The organism is Sulfitobacter sp. DSM 110093 (genome assembly GCF_022788715.1).
Lineage (GTDB): Bacteria > Pseudomonadota > Alphaproteobacteria > Rhodobacterales > Rhodobacteraceae > Sulfitobacter.
In genome coordinates, this window is sequence record NZ_CP085167.1 from 2,629,984 (window position 1) to 2,653,278 (window position 23,295).

20 protein-coding genes and 1 riboswitch are annotated in these 23,295 nt (G+C 60.1%); of the genes, 4 read left to right on the forward strand and 16 right to left on the reverse strand.

Features of this window, described 5'->3' with window-relative positions; translation table 11 throughout:
- The first annotated feature begins 31 nt into the window (after positions 1–31).
- Entirely contained in the window at positions 32–1,252 is a 1,221-nt protein-coding gene (zigA, locus tag DSM110093_RS12925) for a zinc metallochaperone GTPase ZigA (RefSeq protein ID WP_243265473.1), read from the forward strand.
- 395 nt (positions 1,253–1,647) lie between these two features.
- On the opposite strand, the gene DSM110093_RS12930 is transcribed toward zigA, so the two are convergent.
- Genes DSM110093_RS12930 through DSM110093_RS12945 form a run of 4 tightly spaced genes read right to left on the reverse strand, consistent with a single transcriptional unit; the run spans position 1,648 to position 4,892 of the window.
- Complete coding sequence (locus tag DSM110093_RS12930; protein ID WP_243265474.1) at positions 1,648–2,058, reverse strand: pseudoazurin; 411 nt, start codon at positions 2,056–2,058, stop codon at positions 1,648–1,650.
- 10 nt (positions 2,059–2,068) lie between these two features.
- Positions 2,069–2,830 carry an ABC transporter ATP-binding protein gene (locus DSM110093_RS12935; RefSeq protein ID WP_243265475.1) on the reverse strand — a complete coding sequence of 254 codons (762 nt, stop codon included), beginning with the start codon at positions 2,828–2,830 and terminating at the stop codon, positions 2,069–2,071.
- Positions 2,827–3,885, reverse strand: a complete 1,059-nt coding sequence (locus DSM110093_RS12940) for an iron ABC transporter permease (protein ID WP_243265476.1) — start codon at positions 3,883–3,885, stop codon at positions 2,827–2,829. The genes DSM110093_RS12935 and DSM110093_RS12940 overlap by 4 nt, the downstream gene beginning before the upstream one ends.
- A complete protein-coding gene (locus tag DSM110093_RS12945; RefSeq protein WP_243265477.1) occupies positions 3,882–4,892 on the reverse strand; it encodes an ABC transporter substrate-binding protein in 1,011 nt (336 codons plus the stop codon). Before DSM110093_RS12945 ends, DSM110093_RS12940 begins: the two co-directional genes overlap by 4 nt.
- A gap of 102 nt (positions 4,893–4,994) precedes the next feature.
- A riboswitch (cobalamin riboswitch) is annotated at positions 4,995–5,185 on the reverse strand.
- Between the two features lie 155 nt (positions 5,186–5,340).
- Here DSM110093_RS12945 and yghX point away from each other — a divergent pair.
- The gene (yghX, locus tag DSM110093_RS12950; protein ID WP_243265478.1) at positions 5,341–6,255 is read left to right on the forward strand and encodes a YghX family hydrolase; all 915 of its coding nucleotides are present in this window, start codon (positions 5,341–5,343) and stop codon (positions 6,253–6,255) included.
- A gap of 432 nt (positions 6,256–6,687) precedes the next feature.
- On the opposite strand, the gene DSM110093_RS12955 is transcribed toward yghX, so the two are convergent.
- Genes DSM110093_RS12955 through DSM110093_RS12970 form a run of 4 tightly spaced genes read right to left on the reverse strand, consistent with a single transcriptional unit; the run spans position 6,688 to position 13,099 of the window.
- The gene (locus tag DSM110093_RS12955; RefSeq protein WP_243265479.1) at positions 6,688–7,416 is read right to left on the reverse strand and encodes a DUF1499 domain-containing protein; all 729 of its coding nucleotides are present in this window, start codon (positions 7,414–7,416) and stop codon (positions 6,688–6,690) included.
- Positions 7,417–7,451: 35 nt separating this feature from the next.
- Entirely contained in the window at positions 7,452–8,810 is a 1,359-nt protein-coding gene (locus tag DSM110093_RS12960; RefSeq protein WP_243265480.1) for an efflux transporter outer membrane subunit, read from the reverse strand.
- Positions 8,807–11,914, reverse strand: a complete 3,108-nt coding sequence (locus DSM110093_RS12965) for an efflux RND transporter permease subunit (protein WP_243265481.1) — start codon at positions 11,912–11,914, stop codon at positions 8,807–8,809. Before DSM110093_RS12965 ends, DSM110093_RS12960 begins: the two co-directional genes overlap by 4 nt.
- A 3-nt stretch (positions 11,915–11,917) precedes the next feature.
- Positions 11,918–13,099 (reverse strand): efflux RND transporter periplasmic adaptor subunit, encoded by a 1,182-nt coding sequence (locus DSM110093_RS12970; protein WP_243265482.1) that lies wholly within the window; start codon positions 13,097–13,099, stop codon positions 11,918–11,920.
- 132 nt (positions 13,100–13,231) lie between these two features.
- Between DSM110093_RS12970 and DSM110093_RS12975 the strand changes: the two genes are divergently transcribed.
- Entirely contained in the window at positions 13,232–13,762 is a 531-nt protein-coding gene (locus DSM110093_RS12975) for a TetR/AcrR family transcriptional regulator (protein WP_243265483.1), read from the forward strand.
- 99 nt (positions 13,763–13,861) lie between these two features.
- On the opposite strand, the gene DSM110093_RS12980 is transcribed toward DSM110093_RS12975, so the two are convergent.
- Positions 13,862–14,434 carry a TetR/AcrR family transcriptional regulator gene (locus tag DSM110093_RS12980; RefSeq protein ID WP_243265484.1) on the reverse strand — a complete coding sequence of 191 codons (573 nt, stop codon included), beginning with the start codon at positions 14,432–14,434 and terminating at the stop codon, positions 13,862–13,864.
- 104 nt (positions 14,435–14,538) lie between these two features.
- On the opposite strand from DSM110093_RS12980, the gene DSM110093_RS12985 reads away from it, so the two are divergent.
- Entirely contained in the window at positions 14,539–15,756 is a 1,218-nt protein-coding gene (locus DSM110093_RS12985; protein ID WP_243265485.1) for a multidrug effflux MFS transporter, read from the forward strand.
- A 426-nt stretch (positions 15,757–16,182) separates the two neighbouring features.
- Here DSM110093_RS12985 and DSM110093_RS12990 read toward each other — a convergent pair whose 3' ends face one another.
- The 7 genes from DSM110093_RS12990 to DSM110093_RS13020 are packed head-to-tail and all read right to left on the reverse strand — an operon-like array spanning position 16,183 to position 23,286.
- Positions 16,183–17,208 (reverse strand): transketolase C-terminal domain-containing protein, encoded by a 1,026-nt coding sequence (locus DSM110093_RS12990; RefSeq protein WP_243265486.1) that lies wholly within the window; start codon positions 17,206–17,208, stop codon positions 16,183–16,185.
- Entirely contained in the window at positions 17,205–18,074 is an 870-nt protein-coding gene (locus DSM110093_RS12995; RefSeq protein ID WP_243265487.1) for a transketolase, read from the reverse strand. Before DSM110093_RS12995 ends, DSM110093_RS12990 begins: the two co-directional genes overlap by 4 nt.
- Positions 18,071–19,339 (reverse strand): aminotransferase class III-fold pyridoxal phosphate-dependent enzyme, encoded by a 1,269-nt coding sequence (locus DSM110093_RS13000; protein ID WP_243265488.1) that lies wholly within the window; start codon positions 19,337–19,339, stop codon positions 18,071–18,073. Before DSM110093_RS13000 ends, DSM110093_RS12995 begins: the two co-directional genes overlap by 4 nt.
- Complete coding sequence (locus DSM110093_RS13005) at positions 19,336–20,388, reverse strand: ABC transporter ATP-binding protein (protein ID WP_243265489.1); 1,053 nt, start codon at positions 20,386–20,388, stop codon at positions 19,336–19,338. The genes DSM110093_RS13000 and DSM110093_RS13005 overlap by 4 nt, the downstream gene beginning before the upstream one ends.
- On the reverse strand, positions 20,385–21,407 hold the full coding sequence (locus DSM110093_RS13010; protein ID WP_243265490.1) for an ABC transporter ATP-binding protein: 1,023 nt from the start codon (positions 21,405–21,407) through the stop codon (positions 20,385–20,387). Before DSM110093_RS13010 ends, DSM110093_RS13005 begins: the two co-directional genes overlap by 4 nt.
- On the reverse strand, positions 21,404–22,273 hold the full coding sequence (locus DSM110093_RS13015) for an ABC transporter permease (protein ID WP_243265491.1): 870 nt from the start codon (positions 22,271–22,273) through the stop codon (positions 21,404–21,406). The genes DSM110093_RS13010 and DSM110093_RS13015 overlap by 4 nt, the downstream gene beginning before the upstream one ends.
- Positions 22,270–23,286, reverse strand: a complete 1,017-nt coding sequence (locus tag DSM110093_RS13020; RefSeq protein ID WP_243265492.1) for an ABC transporter permease — start codon at positions 23,284–23,286, stop codon at positions 22,270–22,272. The genes DSM110093_RS13015 and DSM110093_RS13020 overlap by 4 nt, the downstream gene beginning before the upstream one ends.
- Positions 23,287–23,295 lie beyond the last annotated feature (9 nt).

A 23,295-nucleotide genomic window follows, 5' to 3' on the forward strand; every position in this document is an offset into this window, starting at 1 on the left:
ATGTTATAACATTCCACTCAAGGAGATCACCATGTCACCCAGCAATACCCGCCTGCCTGTCACCGTCTTGTCGGGCTTTCTCGGCGCCGGGAAGACCACGCTTCTCAATGACGTTCTAAACAACCGCGAAGGGCGCCGCGTCGCGGTGATCGTCAACGATATGTCCGAGGTCAACATCGACGCCGATCTCGTGCGCGACGGCGGTGCCGACCTGAGCCAGACCGAGGAAAAGCTTGTCGAGATGACCAACGGCTGCATATGCTGCACGCTGCGCGACGATCTGCTGGTCGAAGTGCGCCGCCTCGCCGAGGAGGGACGCTTCGACTACCTGCTGATCGAAAGCACCGGCGTTTCAGAGCCGCTTCCGGTGGCCGCGACCTTCGATTTCCGTGACGAAAACGGCGAAAGCCTGTCTGACGCCGCGCGGCTTGATACGATGGTGACGGTGGTCGATACGGTAAACCTGCTCAACGATTATTCCAGCCACGATTTCATTCGTGACCGTGGCGAGAGCCTGGGCGAGGCGGACGACCGCACCCTTGTCGATTTGCTGGTTGACCAGATTGAATTTGCCGATGTTGTGGTGCTCAACAAGGTGTCCGATGCCGGGCCCGAAAAACTCGATGCCGCGCGTAAGATCATCGCTTCGCTGAACCCCGATGCGCAGATTATCGAAACCGACCAAAGCAAGGTTCCGGCCGACCGCATCATGGGTACAGGGCTGTTTGACTTCGACAAGGCGCATCTGCACCCGATGTGGGCCAAAGAGCTTTATGGCTTCGCCGATCACGTGCCGGAAACCGAGGAGTATGGCGTGTCGTCCTTCGTTTACCGGGCTCGGCGGCCGTTCCACCCGCAGAAGGTCCATGATGTTCTCAGCGGTGATCTGCCCGGCGTGATCCGTGCCAAGGGGCATTTCTGGATCGCGACGCGTCCGGACTGGCTGGCGGAGTTTTCGCTGGCCGGCGCGCTCAGCAGCATCAAGCCGATGGGCAACTGGTGGGCGACGGTGCCGCGCGAACGCTGGCCCGATCACCCGCAGGCGCGCGACTACCTCGCGCAACACTGGCAAGAACCCTACGGTGATCGCCGGCAAGAACTGGTGTTCATCGGCGCGGGCATGGACAAGGCAGCAATCACAGCAGCCCTCGATGCGGCCCTTGTCGGCGACGAACGCACCTTCGCACCCCACCAGTGGGAAGATCTGCCCGACCCCTTCCCGGGGTGGCGACGCGCTCCCGAAGCGGCCTGACTCAACCATCGGAACATACAGGGCCGGGAGACCATCCCGGCCCGGCGAGGCGTCTCCCAGCTATGTCTCGTCAACCCCGACAGGGAGACGGACACCGCAGAGAGGATCGCAACAAAGTAGATGGTAGTGGGTCGGTAGATGTATTCAGCCGATAGGACGCTTCGAACCCGCCGCCCACCGATCCACCGTCGATGACCGCCGCAGGCCCTGCCATAACCTCCGGCGTGCGGTGGCGGCATGCATAGCGCAGCATCGGTCATTACGGGTTCGTTCCTGCCATTCGCTGCGGTCGCCTGTGCCGGACGGAGCAAACGTTTGCCGTGCCATGAACGTGGGCCCGGTTCACAGGAGTTCATGTATCAACGGCGGGCCGAGTTCTGTCTGTCACTCGCCAGTCATGGACCAAGAAGCTCCGACATCCGCGCTCGCGCACGGGTAGGCAACGCAGACGGCAGGGGCGCTGCGTCATCAACCTCTCCCACATCGACGATCATTACCATCCCCATAGCGTAATGCGGCGAGCACTTGATGCCATAGCGTCCCTCTATCCCGAAGCTGACCGAGACCTCTTCGTCGATTTTCCCAATGAAGCGTTCGGCACCGTCGGGCAACATCTCGGAAATGGACGCGGCGTTGTGGCCGTGCTGTGCTGGCTGGAAACGGACCGTGTCGCCGGGGGCGATCTGCAGATGGGCGGGCTCGTAGACCATCGCGCCGGTGTCTCCGCACGTGAGCATTTTCACATCATGGGTTTCGGCGTATCCAATGGACGGCGGAAAGATGATCAGTGCGGTCAGAAGTCGCATGGGTGATCCTTTACAGAGCATGAGAAAAGTGGAGGCGTGGCGATCCGTCCGGAGCCGAATGGCGCATGGCCGCCACGCCGAAAACTTCGGCAAGCAGCGGCTCGCTTAAAACTTCGGTCGGGGAGCCGGTGGCGAAAAGGCGACCACCGCTGAGCACCCCGATACGGTCGCAGGCCGTGGCCTGATTCAGATCGTGCAGCGCGACGACGCGGGTTATCGGCAGGCTCCCGACCAGCTCCATGAGCGAAAGCTGATGGCGGATGTCGAGGTGGTTGGTGGGCTCGTCGAGCAGGAGGAGATCGGGTGTCTGCGCAAGCGCACGGGCGATGTGGACGCGCTGCCGTTCGCCGCCCGAGAGGGTATGCCAGAGGCGATCGGCGAATGCGGTCATCTCCACCGCGCCAAGGGCGTCCGACACCGCAGCATCGTCGGCCCCGCGCCACCCGCGCAGAGGCGAGAGGTAGGGCGTCCGCCCCAGTTTAACTGCTTCGAGGACGGTCAGGCGATCCGTCGTGTCGGCTTGCTGCTCAACGAAGGCGATGCGTTGCGCGCGCGTCCGAGCCGGAATCCTTACAAGGTCCGCACCTTCAGCCAAGACGCGCCCGACGGAAGCCCGATGCAGCCCGGCCAGACAGCGCATCAGCGTCGACTTGCCCGATCCGTTGGGGCCGATCAGGCCGAACAGCTCTCCAGGTTCGATCCGGAGAGTGATGTCCTGAAGGAGCGGCGTGCGATGCACACGCGCCGACAGGGCCTGCACCTCTATCCTCATCGCCGCGCACCTCGAACGAGGATCAGCGCAAAGGCCGGGGCGCCGACGAGCGCAGTCACCACTCCGATGGGGAGGACCTGACCCGGGACTATAACGCGGCTGATCACATCGGCCGCGACGAGGAACACTGCCCCGGCCAGGGCAGATGCGGGCACTAAGCGGTCGTGGCGCGTGCCTACGAGAAACCGCATAGCATGGGGAACGACCAGCCCGACAAAGCCGATTGCCCCCACCTTCGAGACGAGAACGCCGACCATGATCGCGGTCGCGGTGATCAGGCTACCGCGCAGTGCTGGTACGTTGATCCCGAGCGACGCCGCGCCGTCCGCCCCGAAGGTGAAGGCATCAAGCCCGCGCCGGTGCCAGAGGCAAAGGCCCACCCCAGCAAGGGAGACCAACGTACAGGCCATAACATCTTCCCATCGAATGCCCGAGAGGTTGCCCATCAGCCAAAACATGATGCCGCGCGCCTGCTCGGCATTGGCCGAGCGGGCAATGGTGAAGGCCGTCAGGGCGTTGAACATCTGCGATCCGGCAATGCCCGCAAGGATAATCGCGGCCGCAGCCTGTGTGGCAAGGCCGCCCCCCGCCCCTCCGCTCACAGCATGGGCCAGGACCACGACGCAGCCGAATGCGAGAAGCGCACCGGTCAGTGCCCCGAACGACATGGAAATCACGCCGCCGCCGACGCCCGCAACCGTTACCAGAACCGCGCCGGTCGAGGCTCCCGCCGAAAGACCCATGAGGTAGGGATCGGCCAGCGGATTGCGCAAGAGCGCCTGAAGCACGACACCTGTCAGCGCCAGCCCCGCACCGCAACAGGCGGCAACGATGGCCCGAGGGAGGCGATAGCTCCAAATGATCCCCGCCTCGATCCCGTCCACGGGATAGCTCGCGCCCCAAAGGTGGTTCGCCAGCGTTTGAAGGACGGTGACGAACGGCAGCCGTGTTTCGCCGATAGCGGTCCCGGCGAGAATGGTGAGACCGAGGATCAGGGGCGCCCCCCACAGGCCGCGCAGCGGCGCGACCCGTGGCTGCGCGGCCACCATCGTCATTCGAACGACATCTCCGAGAGCGCCTCGGACAGCGTCTCCAGCCCGTAGATCGAGCGCATCGTCGCGCTCATCGCATGGGCGTCGATCTGCACGATCCGCCCCTCTTGAACAGCCGTCATTTGGCTTGCGACTGCATCGTTGCGTAGGAACTCCAGCTTTTTCTCGACATCATCGGCCGGAAAGCGGCGGCGATCCATATAGGCGATGACGATGACGTCCGGATCAGCGCGGGCGATGCTTTCCCAGCCGACTGTCGGCCATTCCTCGTCCGAGGCGATGACGTTTTCGATACCGAGAGCGTCCATCATGTAGCCCGGCGCGCCGAGCCGCCCTGCCACGTAAGGGTCGATCTCAAGATCGGCGGAGGAGAACCAGAACACCGCCGACAGGTTGTCCGGCAAATCGACCCCTTCGGCCCGGGCGATCGCTTCGGCCTCGACGGCCTCGAGTTCTGCGACCAGCGTTTTGCCCGCGTCCTGCACGTCAAAAATCTCTGACAACTCCCGGATGCCTTTGTAGACGGACGCCGTCTCGAAGGCGCCCGTCCGCGTGCCGTCCCCGCCGGTGGAATTGTCCTTGGTGTCACAATCGGCCGGCATGATGTAGGTGGGGATGCCGATGTCGTGGAACATATCGCGCGTCCCCACGATCCCGCTTTCGCCGACGTGCCATTCGTATTGCACGGCGATCAGGCCGGGCTTTTTCGCAACTACGCTTTCAAAGCTGGGATCGTTGTCCGCCAGCCGCTCAATCTCCGCGTTAACTTCGGCGAATTTAGGCAGAACCGGGTTGAACCAGACCGAAGTGCCCGCGACCTTTGGCGCGAGGCCAAGAGAATAGAGGATCTCTGTCGCAGACTGGCCAATGGTCACGGCACTGTCCGGAGCGGCGTCGAAGGATATTTCGACACCACAATTCGTAAGTTTAAGGGGATAGTTTGTTCCCTGCGCTTGCAGGGGAAGTGCGGCGCTGGCCACCAAAGTGGCTGCAATCAAGGTCTGTCTCATCCGATCCGTCCCGTCAGATAGGACCGTCAGGGGCAAGACGCGAAACGGAATATGGCCAAGGCGGCCACGTCGAGTTTCCCGCCCCGGTACACCCCGTCCGGTCGTGGTTTCATATCCGTCGGCAGGTCTCCTGACTGGCGGGTTACGGCACCTCTCGCCTTCCCGGGGTAATCCCAGTGGCACATCGAGAGGCGCTCGCCGCCTACAGTTGCGGGGGCAGTTCCGTTTCCCGGCTGTGACCGGAACGGATTCCCTTTCAATTCCCGAAGGAAACCGACGCCGAGATCAGTGACAGGTTTTTTCACCGGTGGCAATTACTGGCTGCGCATGGCTTTCTCCAGCCGACTGTCGTCACCAATGCCGTCATCAGGCAGCCCCTGTCGCAAATCGTGACCATCGATCCTGGGGGCCCATGCTATCATAAGCGGAAACAGCGGGAGATTCGCAAATGGATGACCAGAGCCCTCAGCGCCGCCTGACCGCGGCCGACTTCGATCAAGAGCTTCTTGACCTTTATGATTACTACGCGCATGGCAAGATTTCGAAGCGCGAGTTTCTCGATCGTGCGGGAAAATGGGCTGTGGGCGGGCTGACTGCCGCCGCCGTTCTCAATACGCTTACCCCCAACTACGCGCTGGCCCAGCAGGTGGCAGAGGATGATGACGATATTGTAGGTGAAGACATTATCTACCAAAGCCCGAACGGCACTGGAGATATCACGGCCTATTTGGCCCGTCCGGCAAAGGCCGACCCCGATCAGCCGCCGGCGGCGGTGCTGGTGGTCCACGAGAACCGCGGCCTCAACCCCTACATCCGCGATGTAGTCCGGCGCTTGGCTAAGGCGGGCTTCATTGCCATGGGCCCGGACGGCCTATCTTCCTTAGGCGGTTATCCTGGCAGTGACGACGAGGGCCGTGATATGCAACGAAGCCTCGACGGCGAAGCCTTGCTTAACGATTTTTTTGCGGGGTTCGAATATCTCCAGACGCTGGACGGCACCAACGGCAAGGTCGGCGCAACGGGTTTCTGCTACGGCGGGGGCGTCGTCAGCAAGCTGGCCGTAGCCTATCCGGAGATGGCTGCGGGTGTCCCATTCTACGGAGCGGCTCCTGACGCTGCACAGGTCGCGCAGATCGAGGCACCGCTGATGATCCAGCTTGCCGCACTCGACCAACGCATCAACGCTATGTGGCCAGATTTCCAGAAGGCTCTGGAAGAAAACGACAAGCGATATGAAGCGCATATCTATCCTAAGGTGAACCACGGTTTCCATAATGACACGACGCCGCGCTACGATGAAGCCGCTGCCAAGCTCGCTGAGGCACGCATGATAGCTTGGTTCCGCACCTATCTTGCAGGCTAAGTGAGTGCGATTTCTTTGGCAACGCTACGCTAAGCGCGTCCTACTGGAAGCGCGGGGTCGGGACTTTGACGCCGAAATAAACAATGGAGTTCTGCCGGCACTACAATTTGGCTCGTGTCCCGTGACCAACTTCCGTTAATATGCCATGCACAAACCTTCATATGCCGTTGACGCAATCATGCCATTTTCACTGCGTAGGTGAGCAAGACGTCATCCCCTTCCGGTTTGCACGAATGCGCGTGAAGCTGATCGCACAGTTCTAGTCCTTCTGCACCAGCGCAGCGAGGCTTCTTTATTCAGGTTATCGGCAAGATGGACAACATGCCCTGCAGTATGGATGTTTGGTGCCTCCACTTAGGCGTAGATAGGGAGACATTGGTCCACCATTATCAGTACGGCAAAGGCATAATTTGAGCTCGGAAACCTCACAGCTCAATCCTTTTGGAACTGTTGTTGGAAAGTACGTATTCGATCGGCGTTGACACCTTGGTCACTGCCCCCCACCCGTGAGACGCCGCGCATATCCACGCGGCTACCGTCCTCGGCAGGGATAACTGCAACGACAATGTCATCGGCGAAATAGAATACTGAGGTGCGCGCGGTGGCCTCGAACCGATGGCGGCTCGGGGCGGTCGCGACGATTTCCCACCCCATTTTACCAGCCACTTCCAGCGCCCGCTCAAAGGCAGCATTCGCGGTCAGTGGTGTCTGAAGTGGCGCGATGTCGGGATAAGCCGTCGCTTGTTGGTCAGCCACTTCCGCACCACCGTATTCCAGCGTATTGCGGGCGCCCGCGCGGGTCTCATCCAGCACTTCAAAGGCCGGAGGATTGGCCGTATCGGTTGTGATGTCGTGAATTGGCGCGGCGCGCGGTTGGGGGTTCACGGTGCTTGAGATGAGGGGAAATAGAAACACCAGCCCGAGCAGCGCGACCACACCGCCGACCGCCGCCCAACCCTTCTCACCGCGGCCGAAGTGAATGGCCAAAGCGAAAAGGCCCACACTGAAGATACCCGCACCGATTGCGTTGAAGTAGGTTCGGTAAAGTCCGAACCCTACGATCGGCTGCCAAAGCCCCAAGCGCGCACCGAACAAGATCAGTGTGACGCAGATTAAACCCGCCACTGCAATCAACATCGCGATTTTTCCAGTATGTTTCAAGTTTTTCGCCTTTCACGACCAGCGTTAAGATATGCTCAGTTGTTCGGCTGACCAGTGACTGCCGCCCCCGATCCGGTCGCGATCTTTAGTGTAGCCCAAGCCTGCGCCGCTTCATTCGTAGCCGAAGCCGCCGAGATCCTTGCGGCATTGGTGTTTCGATCGGTCTCCAGTAGGTTCAAAAGCGTGATGGCGCCGTTGCGATAGTTTTCCTGTGCCAATGTCAGTGCACGGCGGTAATCACTGGCAGCGGTTCTCAGCAACTGCGCTCTCTGCCGAGCCCGCGACAGGTTGGACTGCGCGACCTGAACATCTTCGACGGCCTCGTTGATTGAGGCCCGCCAAGCGATTTCGGCCTGTCGGGCGACAGAGAGTTGCGCGTCGCGGCTGGCTTTCAGCAGGCCTTGATTGAACACAGGGAGGGACAATTGAGGCCCGAAACTCCACGCATCAGCCGACTCGGTACGGCCCACCGTTCCGGACAGAGACAACGCCGGGTAAAGCGCCGCTTCGGCAACGCCCACTTCGGCAACGGCCGCGGCCAAATCGGCCTCGGCGCTGCGCACATCGGGGCGATTGCGAAGCAGGTCAGCAGGTACACCGGTGCGGGCATTCCCGGGGCTGGAAAGTTGCGGTGCGCCTTTTTGCATCTGCGCTTTGATCGGACCCGCCGGTTCGTTCAGCAAAGTCGCGATGGCGTAGACATTTGCGTCAAACAGGGCGGCGAACTGCGGCAAATCGGCCCGCGCCGTCGACAGCAAGGCCCGCGCTTCGGCCACTTCGTATTCGGTGGCCGCGCCCGCATTGAACTGGCTTCGGGTGATGCTCACCGTTTCTTCGCGCGTGGCGATGGCGGTGCGTGTCAAGGCCATCGCCTCTTGGTAATAGCGCGCGTCGGAATAGGCGGCGATCAGTTCGGCCAGCCATGCAAGACGAACGGTTTCCTCTTCGGCGCGGGCGGCAGTGAGAGAGGCGACAGCGGCCTCGCGCTCGCGCCGGATGCTGCCAAACAGATCGATCACAAATGAGGCGCCCAAAGACCCGCTTTCGACGGTAGTTGTCCCGCTTATTCCATCGCCACCGGATGCCGCCACCGAACCGGTCAGCGATCCGTCCGCCGCTGCATTGACCCCGGTTGTACGCAACTCGGCCTGCGCTTGGCGTATCCTCTCACCCGCAGCGATCACATCAAGGTTCTGGGCAAGACCCCGTGCAACGAAACTCGTAAGGATCGAGTCTTTATAGTTCAGCCACCACTGCTGGGTGGCTACCGCGCCAATTTCTTCAGCATTGCCACCGACAAACCGGGTTTCCATGGACACTTCGGGCCGCTGGTAATCGGTCCCGACAGCACAGCCCGCGACGAGCAGACCCAGTACGAGATAGTAAGGTTTCACTGAGCTTTCTCCACTCGCATACGGAAAATTTCTGTGGTTCGGATAACTGCGACGTAGAAGACCGGCACCATCACGATCCCGATGACCGCCGAAAAGATGATCCCGCCGAGCATCCCCGTCCCGATGGATTTTTGCGCATTGGCCCCAGCCCCGGATGCCAATACCAGCGGCATGATCCCGAACCCAAAGGCAAGGGATGTCATCAAGATGGGACGCAGACGCTGGCGCGCTGCCATGACGGTGGCTTCCAGCAATGCTTTGCCTTCCGCCCGTAGGGATTCCGCGAATTCAACGATCAGAATGGCATTTCGCGCCGCGAGGCCGATCGTGGTCAGCAAGCCCACTTTGAAATAGACGTCGTTCGACTGTCCGAAATACCACGTTGTCACCAGCGCCCCCAGAATGCCCACGGGCACCGAAAGCATTACCGCAAGGGGCACGGCCCAGCTTTCGTAGAGGGCGGCGAGACAGAGGAAAACGACCAGCGCCGAAATCGTATAGAGAATGGCTTCTTGATCGCCGGACAACCGTTCTTGATAGCTGAGCCCTGTCCAAGCCGAAGCGTAGGACCCGTCGAGATCAGCGGTAAGCTGTTCCATCACCTCCATCGCGTCGCCCGAACTGATCCCCGTTGCCGCTTCGCCAGAAAGCTCCAACGCGCGGGTGCCGCCATAGCGCGACAGCTTGGGCGTGATGGTTTCCCATTCGCGGCTGACAAAGGCCGACAGTGGCACCATTTCCGAACTGTCGTTGCGCACATACCAATGGTCGATGTCATCAGGCTGCATGCGCCAGTCTGCACCGCCCTGTACAATGACCTCACGCAGGTTGTTGCCCAGAGGGAAGTCGTTGACATAGGTGCCAGAGAACACAGTCGCCAGCATGGTGTTCACGCTCGACAAAGACACGCCCAGAGCCTCGGCCTTTTGCTGGTCGATACGCAGCTTCAATGAAGGCTCCGTCGCCGCGTCGTTGCCGCGCAGGTTGGTCACGCGACCGTCAGCAAGCCCTGCCGCGACCAGTTGATCTGCGGCATCACTCAATGCTTCCTGACCCGCGCCCGACTGATCGACGAGGTACATTGCAAAGCCCGAAGACGTTCCCAGCCCCGGAATGGCAGGCGGTTGAAGCACAAAGATGCTGCCCAGACGAGATTGGAAGAACCTGCCATTGGCCCGCATCATCAGATCAGCCGCATCAAGCCCGGGGCGCTCTTCGTAGTCCTTGAGCCTGATGAACATCATCCCGTAGTTCTGACCAGAACCCCCAAAACTGAACCCGACGTTGGCAAAGACGCCATCAACCATCTCGGTCTCTTCGGTCATCAAATACTGCTCGATCTGCTCAATCGTATTGGCCGTTTGCTGGACCGTTGATCCTTGAGGCAGTTCGATCATAGTCATAAGGACGCCCTGATCTTCGGTCGGCAGGAACGACGACGGCAGACGGTCGTAGACCCAATAGGCGCCAAATCCGACAAGGGCCAAGACCACAACCATACGGAAAGGCCGCATGGACAACCGCCCGACAAGCGAAGCATAGCCACCTGTCAGACGGTCAAGGCCGCCATTGAACCAGCGCAGCGGCAGCAGAGGTTTCTTATCATGGTTCGGTTTGAGAAGCTGCGCACACATCGCAGGCGTGAGGATCAAAGCGACGAAAAGCGACAACACCATCGCCGAAATAATGGTGATCGAAAACTGTTTGTAGATGACCCCCGTCGACCCATCCATAAAGGCCATCGGCAGGAAGACCGCAGAAAGCACCATCACGATGCCGATCAGCGCCGAGGAAATCTCTCCCATGCTCTTCTCCGTCGCAGCAACGGCGTCCAGCCCTTCTTCTTCCATCACCCGTTCGACGTTTTCCACCACAACGATCGCGTCATCGACCAACAGACCAATGGCCAAGACCAGTGCGAACATGGAAAGGGTGTTGATTGACATGCCGAAGGCAGACAGCACGCCAAAGGTGCCCAACAACACCACCGGCACGGCGATGGTCGGGATGATCGTCGCCCGCCAGCTTTGCAAGAAAAGGAAGATGACAAGAAAGACGAGGACAATCGCCTCGATCAACGTCTCATAGACTTGGTCGATGGATTCCTCGACGAAGGGCGAGGTGTCATAGGGATATTCGACCACTACGCCCTCTGGCAACGCAGATGACAGATCGCCCACCACTTCCCGCACCGCTTCGGCGGTATCCACCGCATTGGCGCCAGTGGAAAGGTTCACAGCAAAGCCCGCCGCCGGATGGCCATTAAAGCGGCTCACACTTCCGTAGTCCTCTTCGGCGAGCTCAATCGTGGCGACATCGGCAAGGTAAATAGCCGACCCGTCTGCATTGGTCTTCAGCAAGATGTTTCGAAAGTCCTCAACCGATCCAAGCTGAGACTGCGCCGAAAGAGATACCGTGAATTGTTGGCCTTTCACCACCGGCTGTTCACCCAGACTGCCGACCGTCACGTTTGTGTTCTGCTCGGATACGGCTGCGGTCACATCAGCGGAGGTCAGTTGATATTGAAACAGCTTTTCGGGGTTCAACCAAATGCGCATTGCGTACTCAGTGCCGAAAACATTGATCGACCCCACCCCCGCCGTGCGTTGCACGGCGTCTTCAATCGTGCTGCTCAGCAGGTCGCCCAGTTCAAGCGAGGTATGGCCGTCGTCTTCACTGACCAGCGCTCCGACCATCAGGATCGAGCTGGTCGAGCGGGTGACCGAGACACCCCGGCTTGTCACGGCGTCAGGCAGTTGGGATTCCACCAGTTGCAGTTTGTTCTGGACCTGCACCTGCGCCATGTCAGGATCAATACTGTCATCAAAGGTCAGCGATACACTCGCCGCACCTTCGCTGGAGGATGAGGTCATATAGGTAAGCCCGTCCAACCCCGTCAGCCCGTCTTCGATGACAGTGGTGACCGAATTCTCCACCGTCGCGGCCGATGCCCCGGTATAGGTGGCGGAAATTCGAACGGTGGTGGGGGCGATGTCAGGATACTGCGAGATCGGCAGACCCGTCATACTGAAAGCGCCCAGCAACATGGTGGCAATCGCCAGAACCCAAGCAAAAACGGGACGGTGGATGAAGAAACGCGCCATTAATCACTCCTCCGCCGCGGGGGCAGCGATATCACGAGAGATGCCATCCTCGTCGATCGTCACTGCAACGGGGCTTACCTCTTGCCCCGCGCGAATGGCTGAAAGACCATCCACGACAAGCCGGTCCCCATCGTTTAACCCCTCACGCACGATCCATGCGTTCTGATAGGTCCCGTCATCTTCGAGCGCCACCTGCTCTGCCTTGCCGTCTTCACCGATCACATAGGCGGTCAGTTTGCCTGAGTTGCCTCGCGTGGCTGCGCGCTGCGGAACAAGGTAGGCTTGCATCGTGCCAAGCACGATTTCCCCACGCACAAACATGCCGGGAAGGATGATGTGGTGCGGGTTGTCAAAGGTAAAACGGATGGTCACGGTTCCGGTGGAGGTCGACACATTGTTGCCGGGCGTAACCAACTGCCCTGTGCCGCGATAGATATCGCCGTTCTCGAGCGTCAGTTTCGCCTCAAGGGTGTCGTTCTGTTGCAGATCACCCTCGGCAATGGCGCTGCGCACCGACAGGATACGCGCGCTTGCCTCCATCATATCCACATAGATCGGATCGGAGGTGACGATGCTCGTTAGGGCGTCGGTTTGGCCTGCCGTGACCAAATCTCCCACGGAAACAGTTGATACATCGGCACGTCCAGCAATCGGGCTGGTCATCGTTGTCCACGACAGCTCAGTGTCGGCATACGCCACCGCCGCCTTGTTTGCATCCAGCGTGGCCTTTGCTTCGGCCAGACTGGCTCGGGCGGCTTCGACCTCAGCTTCGGTGTAGCCGCGTCCGGAGAGTTGTTCGGCGCGGTCATAGGCCGCCTGCATCACCGGCAGATTGGCTTCGGCAGTGGCCAAGTTAGCGCGTGCTGTCGCGACAGCAGCAAGATAAGAGGCATCGTCGACCCGGAAAAGCGGATCACCAACTTCAAGCAACTGCCCCGGCGTATAGAGGATTTCCTCGATCACGCCGCCGACGCGCGGACGCACCTCAACATCTTGAAAAGCAACAGCCCGCCCCGGTGTCGTAACAATACGCGGGATTTCCTGCATCTGCATTTCGATCACGCCGACCTCAAGCGCTCCTGCATCGGGCAAGCCATCGGTTGGTTCGCCTTGCGCGTTTACCGTTGAAGCAACCCCCGCCAAAGCAATCGCTGCGCCAAACATCTTCCAAACTCTGAATTTCATGTGCTACTCGATCCTTGACTATCCGGCAGAATTTATGCCTTTTACGCAAAGGTTGCACAGTACGCAAGGATTTCAGTGGTGACAGTTTCGTTACGAGAGCGCAGACGACAGGAAACGGCGCGAGACATCCAGATGACCACGTTAAAGCTGGCTGTCGAAAAAGGGCTGGACAACGTGACGACGGAAGGGATTGCCGCTGCTGCGGGCATCAGCACGCGGACTTTCTTTAACTACTACACCAATAAGGAAGCGGCTGCGGTCGGGGCGCCGCCCGCTTTTACAGAGGAAGCGAAAGAAGCGCTGCGCCACGGAACCGGACCTCTCGCCGACGATCTCAAACTGTTCCTGAACAAACAAATCGAAGCGCTGACCAATGATGAACCAATTCTCGAGATGATCGGAACGGTTCTGCGCTCAAACGAAAAAGCGAGAGGCATTCTGCAAGGATTTCTCATTATGGAACGCAGAGAACTTACCGAATGCCTGAGCCACCGCGTAGAGTGCCCTCAGACCGCCGCAGCACTTGCGAGCCATACAACCGACGCAATAGGCCGAGCAATCTTCCTTTGGGAGCATGAAGAAAACCTATCTCTGAGCGCCGCCTTGAACCTGGTCTGGGAAGGAACAATCGCCGCGGCGGCTCTCTTAACGCGCCCGACGTAATTTAGCTGAGCTTTGCTTTAGATAGTTAACGCGAAGGACTGGACGGGCACGGCGACCCTTTGGCTCAGGCCTGCAGACCAAACGCGGAGTATCGAACAATCAGACAAAGGTTTCGGCCACAATTTCCTTCGCAAGCTGAGCGTCCAACACCCCGCGGTTCAACAGTCGATACCAGAACGCACCATGTATCAGGGTCGACATTGTTTCTACGTTCCGCCCCGGCGAAAGCTCTCCGCAATCCTGTGCCCGGCGGAGCAAAGCGGTGATCATCTGCTCCCGAGGCAGAACGAAATTTGCATGAAACGACCTGTGGAACTTTGCATCCTGCTGAGAGGCCGCGATCAACGCGCGGAGGGTGTCCCCGTCGATGCGCAAGTGTTCGAAAATACGAGTCAGGAAACCTTCGAGCAAGGTCCGACAATCCTCCGCCCCGTCCCAAGAAGGTTCGGCGGCATAGGTGTTGGTCTGCTCAAAAACGGCTTCGAGGACAAGGTCAGCCTTCGTATTCCAGCGGTTGTAGAGCGTTTGGCGCGCCACGCCAGCCTGCTCAATGATTGCCGAAACTGAAACTTTCTCATAGCCCAACTCCCGAACCAGACGTAAAGCCACAGCCTTCAATGCCGTGCTGGCGTCTTGATTTGCGGGCCGCCCGATTGGCTTTTTCCCTGACATGCACAGTTCCTGTTCATAGATGCAGAATAGTCCGTGATTGATCATTAGACTGCAGTCCACTAACCGCAAGTAGACAGCAGTCTAATATTATCGCCGGAGCCGAGATGTCACAGATTCCCCTTACCCCGAAACGGGCCTTTGCAGTTACTGCCACCTTGGGCCTCTTGTCTCTCTTCCCCCCATTGGCCACCGATATGTACCTCGCCGCACTTGGTGAGCTCGCGGCCTCAATGAACGCCACCCATATGGCGGCTGAACTTTCGCTTTCGATTTTCTTCCTCGGCCTCTGTTTTGGGCAGATCCTCATTGGCCCATTGACCGACACCTACGGACGCAAGCGCCCGCTTCTTGTAGGGACCGTTCTGTTCACCGTCACCTCGATTGCACTGCCGCTGATGAATGACATTGCATGGTTCAATGCCCTACGGTTCCTACAGGCAATCGGCGCGAGTGCGGGAATGGTCGTCGGGCGCGCCATGGTGAAAGATCTTTATGAGGGGCAAAAGGCCGCGAAGGTTATGACCGTGCTGGTCATGTTGCTGACACTTGGGCCCATCGCGTCACCGACGATGGGCAGCCTGCTTCTCGAAGCGTTTGGCTGGCGGTCGATCTTTGCAACGATGGCGTTTATCAGCCTCGTGGCCTTGACCCTCTCCGTGGTCAGCCTGCCCGAAACCCTACCCGCTCAGGATCGCCAGCCCGCGCCCATTCACAATGGCTTAAAAGCCGCGAAACGCCTGCTTTCGCAACGCGGGTTTGTCACGATGGCCTTGGTGGCGGGCCTTATCCAAAGCGGTATGTTTGCCTTTATCACAGGCTCATCGGGGGTATTCCAAGGGATTTTTGGGCTAAACTCCATTGGCTTTGGCATCATGTTCGCGATCATCGCGACCGCGTTGATTATCTTTGGCCGGATCAATGGGATATTGCTCAATCGGTTCAGACCGGAACAAATTCTCAAGATCATGCTACCGTTTTTTGCTGCGTCTACCGTGCTGCTCACCTTGCTGTCTCAGACTGACTCCTTATTGGTGTTTGTCGTGCCCCTGTGGATTTCGATCGGCTTGGTGGGCCTGCTTTCGGCAAATGCGATGTCCCTTGCGATGGAATTGACCAAGGCCGCGGCGGGGATGGGATCGGCGCTGCTGGGTGCCATTCAGTTCGCTTTGGCCTTCACCGTTTCCAGCTTCGTAGCCGTAGGCGGGGCGTCCACCGCCCTGCCAATGACTCTTGGCCTCGCAGTTCCAGCCTGCGCGGCGTCCCTGCTGTATTTCGTTACGAGACGCTCAAGTGAACCTGAGAATTCAAATGTGGAGATATAGGGGCTTTGCCTATTAGGACAAACAGCTTGGAGACACCCTGAAACCGAACTCAACTTCGGTTTCAGCGGCCCACGGAGAGATCTCAAGTACGGGAGGAAACAGTCTACTGAGGTCGGATTGCTCCATCCTATAGCGGACCTTAGCCCCGATCGCGGCGAAGGTCCGCTTACCGCCGATGGTGTTGATCAACGCGAACGGCCATAGCTGCTTTTCGACAATTTGTTTTCATGCAGCAATACAACCTCCGAAACCGGACTTTTAAGCATGCTGCAGTATTTTCACCTCCTTTATCGTTGGTTAGCCGGCAAAACCAAATTTCTGTATCAGCTGGCAGTAGCGGGCAATCTTGGGTCGACAAAGAAATTCAGAGGTCTTTTGTTTCTCTATCCTATGACAAAAAAAGCATTGAGACCGATGTTATGTGAATCAGACCGAGAGAAATTCACGAGCAACTTCAGCGACACCCTCCGCGTTTAGACGGTAGTGCGCGTACAGCGCCGCGGGTGGACCGACTTCGACGTATTTGTCAGGGACACCATGCTTGCGGAACTTGCACCGGGGTAGGTCAATCAACACTTCGGTCACGGCAGACCCGAGACCCCCGGTGACGTTGTGCTCTTCCACAGTAAGGACTGCGCCAGTCTCCTCGACGGCGGCCTTGATCTCATCGCGGTCGATTTCGCTGATCGTGAACATGTCGACGACGCGAACAGAGATCCCCTCGCCTGCCAAAACCTCTGCCGCGTCGAGGCTGGCGCGGACCTGTGACCCGCAGGTGATGATGGTCAAGTCGGTCCCCTCGCGGAGCCGTGCCGCCTTACCGAAAGTGATCTGCGGCACGGACGGATACACCTCCGGATCGCGTCCCCGACCAAGCCGGATGTACATCGCTTTGGGATGGTCAACCGAGGCGCGCAGGATCGCGCGCAGATGATTGGCATCTGTGGCACAAACCACCGTCAGATCGGCCATACAGCGCAACATCCCGAGGTCTTCCAACGCATGATGCGAACTGCCGTAGAAGCCCATCGACATGCCAGAATGGCTGCCGATTACCCGGACTTTCATGCGCGGATAGGCGCAGTCAGTGCGGATCGCCTCAGCCCCGAGGATCGCCGCAAAGCTGGCGAAGGTCGCGACATAGGGCACCAGCCCGGTCGAAGCCATGCCCGCCGCTGCTGTGATCATGTTCTTCTCAGCAATTGAGAAGTTCACGAAACGCTCAGGATGCCGGTCGCGAAAATCATTGGTGCGGTTGGCCGAGGCGAGATCGGCCGTCGCCACGACAATGCGCGGATCGCTGTCCGCCAGATCGGCAAGCTCCTCTCCCAAAACAAAGGCCGGCATCCCGGCCTTGGGCGTGCCACGTACCGAACGGGCATCGCGCAGCCGGGTGCTGCCGGTGGTGGTGCCGCGAAAAATCTCGCTCTCGTCCTGCATATCCTTGGTCATACCATGCTCTCCGGCTCAAAGGGTTTCAGGCCGACTTCCAACTCGGCCATCACGGCGTCGTAGTCTTCGCCCACAAGGTTGCCGACGTGCCAATCGAGCGACATCTCCATATGCGCCACGCCGCGCCCTTTTACGGTGTCGGCGATGATCACCTGCGGACGCCCATCGCGGCCCGAAGGCAGGCGCGCGAATGCCTCGCGGACGGCATTAAGGTCATGGCCATCAATGCGCTGCACCTCCCAGCCGAAGGCTGCAAAGCGGTCCTCCATCGGCTCAACGGTCATAATGTCCTCGGTATGCCCGTCGATGGACAGCCCATTGCGGTCCACGATGGCCACGAGGTTCTGCAGTCCGAAATGCCCGGCTGAATTTGCAGCCTCCCAAATCTGTCCCTCGCTCAACTCGCCATCGCCAAGCATCACATGGGTACGGTAGTCGCGCTGCGTCATCCGCGCTGCCAGCGCCATGCCGACACCGATAGAAAGCCCATGCCCCAGCGAGCCGGAGGAAAAGTCGATCCCTTTGACCTTCTTCATATCCGGATGGTCACCGTAGCTTGACCCCAGCCGGGTATAGGTGTCGAGCTCAGAGGGGTCGAAAAAACCCAGATCTGCCAGCACGGGGTAAAGCCCGATGGCGGCATGCCCCTTGGACATGACAAAGCGATCCCGCTCCGGCCACTGGGGTTGCCCCGGCTCCAAGCGCATCTGATCGTAGTAGAGGGTCGCCAGCAGTTCGGCACAGGAGAATGTCGATGAGTAATGCCCCGCTCCGGCAATGCGGGACAGTCGCACGGTTTCGGTTCGGATGAACTTCGCCTTTTCTTCCAGAACCGACAGACTGACGTTGTTGCGCTCGGGCTTCATGCGGCGTCTCCTTGATTTTTGGTACGGTTCCGCGCCAAGGCGGCGAACGCACCCTCTGTGGCCTCCAGCGCGCAGTCGATTTCGGCGTCCGTATGCGCCGTGCTGAGGAACATGTTGTGGCGATGGTGCATATAGACCCCGCGGCGCAGCGCCTCTCCGCAGAACGCCTCGCCAAGCGAGGCTTTGGTGTCGTCGCCTGCGAACTGCACAAGCGGCATTGCCACCGGCCCGCTTTGGTTGAGGGCAAAGCCATGGCGCGCGGCCTGTTCGTCCAATCCGTTTCGCAGCCGGTGTCCGGCGCGGGTCATCAGCGCGGGGCCATTGATCCGCGCCAATTCACCCAGCGTCGCGACCCCCGCAGCCATCTGCGCCCCGGCGTACCAGAATGAGCCGGTTACAAAGACGCTGTTGGCCGCGTCGCGCAGCCAATCGCTGCCGGTGACGGCTGAAAGCGCATGGCCATTGGCAATCGCCTTGGAAAAGGCGGTCAGATCGGGGCGCACGCCCGTCCCTTCCCACGATCCGGCCATATTAAGCCTAAAGCCCGCCCGCACGTCATCAAGCACCATAACCGCTTTGGTGGCGTCACAGTGCTTGCGCACGGCACGGGCAAAGGCCTCGGTCGGCAACTCTTGGGGAATGCCCAGGTCATGCCGAAACGCTGACACCACGATCGCAGCAAGGTCGTCACCCGCGTCGGTAACAGCCGCCAAAAGACTGTCAGCATCGTTAAATGTGAAGTGCAGCAAATGCGCGCGGTCTTCGCTGGTCACACCCACCAGCGAAGGCGAGCACCAAGGCACCGCCCCGTGGTAGGCCCCTTTCGCGATAAGGATTTTGCGCCGTCCTGTTGCCGCACGGGCGGTGGTAATGCAGGTGGTCATCGCGTCCGATCCGTTCTTTTGCAGCAGCGCCCAATCTGCATGGGTCACCGTTTCCACCAACCTTTCGGCAAGGATCACGGCGTGTTCAGTGGGGCCATTGAGACAGTTCCCCACGCTCGCCTGCGCCGCGGCAGCCGCTTCGACCCCCTCATGCTGGTGACCCAGAATAATCGGCCCCCAAGCGCACATAAAGTCGATGTATTCGCGTCCGTCGACATCGGTCACCCGTGCGCCTTTGCCACTGGCGAAGAACTGCGGGTAGCCCTTCGGCAGCGCCTCGGCACGCTGATGCCCCCACATGCCGCCGGGAATGACACGCGCGGCCCGCGCGCGCAGGCGTCTGTCCTGAGACTCGTTGGTCTGAACCATAGGCGAATTCATCTATCCGCTCCGTTATAAGAATTTGTGATTGTCGGTGTTGTGGCGTCCAGTACCGGATCGGGGCCGGGAAAATGGCAGGCGACGGCATGATCATCCGCATCCGGCGTCAATCCCGGGCTGACCTCGGCACAAATCGGTTGTGCGCGCGGGCAGCGGGTTCGGAAACGACAGCCCGATGGGGGGTTCAGCGGACTGGGTAAATCGCCCTTCAGCATGGTGCGTTTGCGGCTGCGCTCAGCGCGGGGGTCAGCCAGCGGGATCGCCGAGAGCAATGCCTGTGTGTAGGGATGCTGGGGTGCCGCAAACAGCGCATCCGCCGCGCCGACCTCGACGATCTGGCCAAGGTACATCACCGCGATCCGGTGCGAAATATAGCGCACAACGCTAAGGTCATGGGCGATAAACAAAAAGGCGATTCCCAGCCGTTCCTGCAAATCACGCAGCAGGTTCAACACCCCCGCCTGAATGGACACATCCAGCGCCGAGACAGGCTCATCCAGCACCACCACCTTAGGGTCGACTGAAATGGCGCGGGCGATGCCGATGCGCTGCCGTTGTCCGCCCGAAAGCTCGTGTGGATATCGGTCTGCCACGTCTTGTGGCAACTGCACCAACTCCAACAAGTCACGAATGCGCGCCTCTGTCGCTTTGGCGTCAAGCTTTAACAGGCGCATCCCTTCGGCCAGAATGCGCCGGATGGTCATGCCGGGATGCAGCGAGGACATCGGATCCTGAAACACGATTTGCAGATCCCGTCGGACAGGCCGCATATCCGCCACATCAAGCCGGGTGATGTTGGCCCCGGCCAACACGATCTCGCCATTGGTGGGTTCAATCAGCCGCAGGATGCAGCGGCCCAGCGTCGTCTTACCGCAGCCGCTTTCCCCCACGAGCCCAAAGGTCTGGCCCGGTGCTACGTCAAAGCTCACATCGCTGACCGCCCGCAAAAGCTGCGCGGGCTTGGTGCCCAGAAGGTTGGAACCGACGGGGTAATCCTTGGAAAGGTTGCGCACCGATAGAACAGGCTGAGAGGGAGGTGTTTGGGTCATAATGCCCCCTTCCCAAATTCTTCGCGCACAGCACCTTGCGTGCCTGCAACGATTTCTTCGGCACGCAGGCAGGCCACGGATGTGCGGTGCACCGGGCGCAGGGCCGGGTCGGTCGCACGGCAATCAGGGAGTGCCAGTTTGCAGCGCGGCGCGAAGCTACACCCTGCGGGGCGGTCAAAGATTGACGGCGGTGTGCCTTCGATGGACACGAGTTTTTCGGTGATCGTCTCAAGCCGGGGCATCGCGGCGATCAGTCCGCGCGTGTAGGGATGGCAGGTGTCGTAGAAAATGTCGTCTGCCGTACCAGTCTCGACCACCCGGCCGCCGTACATAACTGCGATGTCCCGCGCCATGCCCGCCACAACGCCCAAATCATGGGTGATGAGCACCATGCCAATCCCGCGCTCCGCAGCCAATTGCCGCAACAGATCAAGGATTTGTGCCTGCACCGTCACATCAAGCGCGGTGGTCGGCTCATCAGCGATCAGCAGACTGGGATTATTGGCAAGCGCCATGGCGATCATCGCCCGCTGGCGCATCCCGCCGGAGAATTCATGGGGATACTGATCCGCGCGGCGGTCTGGCTGCGGGATTGATACCGAGGCTAACAGGTCCAGCACCCGGCGTTTTGCATCTTGCGTGCTGATCTTGCGGTGATGCAGACGGATCGCTTCAAGGATCTGGTCGCCGATGGTCAACACCGGGTTGAAGGCGCTCAGCGGGTCTTGAAAGATACAGCCGATCTCTTGGCCCAAAATCTGACGGATTTCCCCACGCGGCATGCCGACCAACTCGCGCCCCTTGAACCGGGCCGAGCCGCTGATGATGGCACTTGGCGGCAGCAGTTGTAGCAGGGTCATCATCGCCACAGATTTGCCCGAGCCGCTTTCGCCGACGATCCCCAGCACCTCGCCTGCGTCGAGCGTGAGGTCGATGCCGCGCAATGCCTCAACCGGGCCATGCGGGCCAGGAAAGGCCGCGCGCAGATCGCGGATTTCCAAGAGGGGTGCGGCGCTCATTTCGGGCCCCTGCGGTCCAGCACGTCGCGCAGGCCGTCTCCCAAGAATGCAGTTGCCAGCACCACAGAAAGGATTGCCATGCCGGGACCAAAGGCGATCCACCAGCTATAGAATTTCGCCGCCCCTTCCGAGATCATGCTGCCCCATTCCGGGCTTGGGGGCACAGCCCCCAGACCGATAAAGCTGAGCGAGGCGGCCAGCAGCGCCACCTGCCCGAAGTCCATCGTCGCGTTGATCAGCGTGGGCGTCCAGCACAGCGGCAGGATGTGCACCACCAGCACGCGCCCGCGCCCGGCCCCGCCTGCGATGGCCGCTTCGACATGTTCGCGGGTGCGAACCTCCAGCACCTGTGCGCGCATCAGCCGCGCATAGATCGGCCACCAGACGATCACCATCGCGAGGCCTGCATTCGGCAATCCCGGCCCCAAGGTCGCAGCGACGGTCATCGCCAGTAGGATCGGCGGGAACGACAGGGTCACATCGGCGGCCCGCATGATAACTGCATCCGTCCAGCCGCCAAGGTAGCCCGCCGCAGCCCCTAAGGCCGAGCCGATGACAACGGCAGAGACCACTACCATAAGAGCCACGGGGATCGTGTAAGTTGCCCCATGTAAGGTCCGCGACAGCACGTCACGACCAAGCGCGTCGGTCCCCAGCCAATGGTCAGCGGAGGGCGGCTGCAACCGCCGCCCGGCCATCATCAGCGGATCGACAAGCGGCCAGAACTGAACGGTCAGCAAGGTCAGGGCCCAGAACAAAAGGATCAGGATGCCGATCTGTCCGGTCAGGGGTAAGCGTCGCAGCAGCAACCCCATGCGCTGAAACCGATCGGAGCTTGCGGGGCGCAATGTCTCGACCGCGCTCATCCCGACACCTTGATGCGCGGGTTGGCCCAAGCATAGGCGATGTCGGTGACCAGATTGGCCAGAAGGAAGGCCGTCGCGCCGACGATGGTGACGCCGCCAATAGCGGGATAGTCCAGCGAACGCGCCGCCGACACGGCATAGGAGCCAATGCCCGGCCAGCTAAAGATCGCCTCGGTCAGCACAGCGCCCGTGATGAGGTAGGCAAAGGTAAAGCCTAACACCGTGAGCACTGGAATAAGCGCATTGCGCAGCGCGTGGTTAATCAGCACGACCCGCTCGGATGCGCCCTTGGCCCGTGCTGTACGCACATAGTCCTGCCCAAGCGCATCAAGCAGCGATGAGCGGACCAGTCGGGCGACAATGCCGATAACCGACCAGCCCAAAACCAGCGCAGGCAGCGCAAGATGGCTTAGCGCCTCGATGAAAAGTCCGCCGCTCCCGGCCAGCAGCGCATCAACGGTATAAAACCCAGTGACCCCTTCTGGCGCTTGGGTCCGGGCATCAAGCCGCCCCGTGCCGGGCGTCCATTTAAGCTGTACCGAGAAGATATAAAGCATGATCAGACCCGACCAGAAGATCGGCAGCGAGGATCCCAGTAGGGCAAACCCGCGGGCAGCATTGTCGAAGATCGAGTGACGGAACCGTGCCGACAGCAAGCCAATTGCCATCCCAAGCGTGGTGCCGACGATCATCGCGGCGACCACCAGTTCCAACGTCGCGGGCAAACGCTCGGCAATATCGCGGGCGACGGGGCGGCGGGTGTTAAAGGAGGTGCCCATGTCGCCCTGCACCAGATTTTTCATGTAGACGACGTAGCGCACCGGCAAAGGTTTATCCAAACCCCACTGCGCCTCCACGGCCTGCACGATTTCGGGGTTGTTCATCATCCGCTCGGGCACGAGGGCGGAAAGCGGATCGCCCTTCGTGCTTTGCGACAGGATGAAGGCCACACTGGCCACGCCGAGCAGGAGAAACGGCACTCCCAGCACTCGGCGTATGATATAGCGCAGCATGGCCTTGCC

Coding starts and splice junctions, on each gene's coding strand:
- zigA (WP_243265473.1), top strand. CDS start 32: ATGTCACCCAGCAATACCCGCCTGCCTGTCACCGTCTTGTCGGGCTTT.
- DSM110093_RS12930 (WP_243265474.1), bottom strand. CDS start 2,058: ATGCGACTTCTGACCGCACTGATCATCTTTCCGCCGTCCATTGGATAC.
- DSM110093_RS12935 (WP_243265475.1), bottom strand. CDS start 2,830: ATGAGGATAGAGGTGCAGGCCCTGTCGGCGCGTGTGCATCGCACGCCG.
- DSM110093_RS12940 (WP_243265476.1), bottom strand. CDS start 3,885: ATGACGATGGTGGCCGCGCAGCCACGGGTCGCGCCGCTGCGCGGCCTG.
- DSM110093_RS12945 (WP_243265477.1), bottom strand. CDS start 4,892: ATGAGACAGACCTTGATTGCAGCCACTTTGGTGGCCAGCGCCGCACTT.
- yghX (WP_243265478.1), top strand. CDS start 5,341: ATGGATGACCAGAGCCCTCAGCGCCGCCTGACCGCGGCCGACTTCGAT.
- DSM110093_RS12965 (WP_243265481.1), bottom strand. CDS start 11,914: ATGGCGCGTTTCTTCATCCACCGTCCCGTTTTTGCTTGGGTTCTGGCG.
- DSM110093_RS12970 (WP_243265482.1), bottom strand. CDS start 13,099: ATGAAATTCAGAGTTTGGAAGATGTTTGGCGCAGCGATTGCTTTGGCG.
- DSM110093_RS12975 (WP_243265483.1), top strand. CDS start 13,232: ATGACCACGTTAAAGCTGGCTGTCGAAAAAGGGCTGGACAACGTGACG.
- DSM110093_RS12980 (WP_243265484.1), bottom strand. CDS start 14,434: ATGTCAGGGAAAAAGCCAATCGGGCGGCCCGCAAATCAAGACGCCAGC.
- DSM110093_RS12985 (WP_243265485.1), top strand. CDS start 14,539: ATGTCACAGATTCCCCTTACCCCGAAACGGGCCTTTGCAGTTACTGCC.
- DSM110093_RS12990 (WP_243265486.1), bottom strand. CDS start 17,208: ATGACCAAGGATATGCAGGACGAGAGCGAGATTTTTCGCGGCACCACC.
- DSM110093_RS12995 (WP_243265487.1), bottom strand. CDS start 18,074: ATGAAGCCCGAGCGCAACAACGTCAGTCTGTCGGTTCTGGAAGAAAAG.
- DSM110093_RS13000 (WP_243265488.1), bottom strand. CDS start 19,339: ATGAATTCGCCTATGGTTCAGACCAACGAGTCTCAGGACAGACGCCTG.
- DSM110093_RS13005 (WP_243265489.1), bottom strand. CDS start 20,388: ATGACCCAAACACCTCCCTCTCAGCCTGTTCTATCGGTGCGCAACCTT.
- DSM110093_RS13010 (WP_243265490.1), bottom strand. CDS start 21,407: ATGAGCGCCGCACCCCTCTTGGAAATCCGCGATCTGCGCGCGGCCTTT.
- DSM110093_RS13015 (WP_243265491.1), bottom strand. CDS start 22,273: ATGAGCGCGGTCGAGACATTGCGCCCCGCAAGCTCCGATCGGTTTCAG.
- DSM110093_RS13020 (WP_243265492.1), bottom strand. CDS start 23,286: ATGCTGCGCTATATCATACGCCGAGTGCTGGGAGTGCCGTTTCTCCTG.